The organism is Microbacterium sp. zg.Y909, assembly GCF_024626565.1.
Map to the genome: position 1 here is coordinate 1 of NZ_JANJFJ010000597.1, position 1,809 is coordinate 1,809.

Annotated in this window: 3 protein-coding genes; all 3 read left to right on the forward strand. The window is 67.8% G+C overall.

All coding sequences use genetic code 11. From position 1 onward, the window contains the following. Positions 1-162: 162 nt before the first annotated feature. A complete protein-coding gene (gene rpsD / locus NQ160_RS23250) occupies positions 163-792 on the forward strand; it encodes a 30S ribosomal protein S4 (RefSeq protein WP_257517378.1) in 630 nt (209 codons plus the stop codon). Between the two features lie 121 nt (positions 793-913). Continuing rightward, entirely contained in the window at positions 914-1,120 is a 207-nt protein-coding gene (locus tag NQ160_RS23255; RefSeq protein ID WP_257517379.1) for a hypothetical protein, read from the forward strand. A 60-nt stretch (positions 1,121-1,180) separates the two neighbouring features. After that, a partial coding sequence (locus NQ160_RS23260) for an alanine--tRNA ligase-related protein (protein WP_257517380.1) occupies positions 1,181-1,809 on the forward strand: 629 nt, incomplete at its 3' end.

Consider the following 1,809-nt stretch of genomic DNA (forward strand, 5'->3'; position numbering starts at 1 on the left):
CGTCTGGTACTCTTGATCGGCTCGAAACCCAGTTTTCGGGCATCCCCTCTTCTCTTTCACCACCTACCGGCATGCCCCGGCGTGCAGTCCGGACAGGGCGAGGAGAGGCGATACGTCCGTGAGCCGCGAAAGTCGCGGCCACGTCATCGGAAGGAACACTTCGTGGCAACGAAGTCCCAGGACCGCCGCAAGGTCCGTCTGTCGCGCGCCCTCGGCGTCGCACTGACCCCGAAGGCCGCCCGCTACCTCGAGAAGCGTCCCTACGCTCCCGGCGAGCACGGCCGCACCAAGCGCAAGCAGGACAGCGACTACGCCGTCCGTCTGCGTGAGAAGCAGCGTCTGCGCGAGCAGTACGGCATCCGCGAGAAGCAGATGCGCAACACGTTCAACGAGGCCCGCCGCAAGGACGGCCTGACGGGTGAGAACCTCGTCGAGCTGCTCGAGATGCGTCTGGACGCCCTCGTCGTGCGTGCCGGCTTCGCCCGCACCACCGCGCAGGCCCGCCAGCTCGTCGTGCACCGCCACATCCTGGTCGACGGCCAGACCGTGGACCGCCCGTCGTTCCGCGTGAAGCCGGGTCAGCTCATCCACGTCAAGGCCAAGAGCGAGGGCCTCGAGCCCTTCCAGGTCGCAGCTGCCGGCGGTCACGCCGAGGTGCTGCCGCCCGTTCCCGCCTACATCGAGGTCGAGCTCGACAAGCTGCAGGCGCGCCTCGTGCGTCGCCCGAAGCGCGCCGAGGTGCCCGTCACCTGTGACGTGCAGCTCGTCGTGGAGTACTACGCCGCGCGCTGACCCCCGGGTCAGACCGCAAGGTCGTGTGGAGGGCGTCGGGGCAACCCGGCGCCCTTCGCGGTTTGCACCTAACATTGAACCGCGCCGTCTCTGCGGCGCATCAGATCGAGGATGTGGTGACGTGAAGAAGCTGGTGTGGTTCGTCCTGGGGATCGCCGGTGGCTTCATCCTCGCCCACATGGTCGACAAGGACCCGCGTGGCCACGAAGTGCTCGCCGACCTCGACGCCCGCATCACGGAGTTCACCGATCGCATGGGCGACGCCTATCGCGAGCAGGAGGCCCGCCTCTCCGAGGTCGTGGCCGCGGTGACTCCCACCGACGACTGATTTCCCCCACCCGTCCGGCCCCGTCACACGGTGCTGGACCATGCCCTCGAGGACACCCGAATGAAGACCGCTGAGATCGCCCAGCGCTACCTCGACTATTTCGAGCGCAACGGCCACGTCATCGTGCCGTCCGCCTCGCTGGTCAGCCCAGACCCGTCGGTGATGTTCACCATCGCCGGCATGGTCCCCTTCATCCCCTACCTCAACGGCACGGTGCCACCGCCCTACAAGCGCGCCGCCGACGTGCAGAAGTGCATCCGCACCAACGACATCGAAGAGGTCGGCAAGACCGCCCGGCACGGGACGTTCTTCCAGATGCTCGGCAACTGGTCGTTCGGCGACTACTTCAAGGAAGGCGCCATCGGCTACGCCTGGGAGCTGCTGACGTCGTCCGAGGCCGACGGCGGCCTCGGGTTCGCCGAGCGCGACCTGTGGGTCACCGTCTACGAGGACGATGACGAGGCCGCGCAGCTGTGGCAGAAGGTCGCCGGACTGCCTGCCGACCGCATCCAGCGGCTCGGCCGCGAGGACAACTACTGGACCACGGGCCAGCCGGGACCGGCCGGGCCCTGCTCGGAGATCTACTTCGACCGCGGGCCGGCGTACGGCCGCGACGGCGGCCCGGCGGTGGATGACAGCAGGTTCACCGAGATCTGGAACCTCGTCTTCATGCAGTACGCCATCGCCAA